The 431-nt window shown below is 67.5% G+C and carries 1 pseudogene; it reads left to right on the top strand.

Going from position 1 to position 431, the window contains the following annotated elements:
• Window positions 1–266, top strand: a pseudogene (locus EOA85_RS37025) (MFS transporter); the annotation flags it as partial.
• Window positions 267–431 lie beyond the last annotated feature (165 nt).

Below are 431 nucleotides of genomic sequence, written 5' to 3'. Positions count from 1 at the left end.
GGATCGCCACCGTGCCGCCGACGCTCAGGCTATCGAACGAGGCGTTCGGCGACCGCAGCGGGCCGATCGTCTTCGGCTGGATCGTCGCGGGCCATCAGGTGGGCGCTGCGGCTGCCGCCTTCTTCGGCGGCACCATGCGTGAATTGCAGGGCAATTACGAGCTTGCCTTCCTCATCGCCGGCATGACGGCGATAGCCGCAGCCTGCATCTCGCTGTTGATCAACACCAGCCGTCCAGCCTTCGAGCCGGAACCGCAGGCGGCTTGAGTTGTGACGGCTGAGCGCTAATCTCCCCCCTTGAGGGGGAGATGGCCGCGAAGCGGCCAGAGGGGGTCGGTCCGACCGGACTCGGCCCCTTATCGCAGGCGCAGGTGGTCGGCGCTCCACGCGAGACGACCCCCACTGTCGCCTTTGGCGACATCTCCCCCTCTG

This window comes from Mesorhizobium sp. M5C.F.Ca.IN.020.29.1.1 (assembly GCF_003997375.1).
GTDB classification, from domain to species: Bacteria; Pseudomonadota; Alphaproteobacteria; order Rhizobiales; family Rhizobiaceae; genus Mesorhizobium; species Mesorhizobium wenxiniae.
This window is presented reverse-complemented; position numbering and strand designations above follow the sequence as displayed.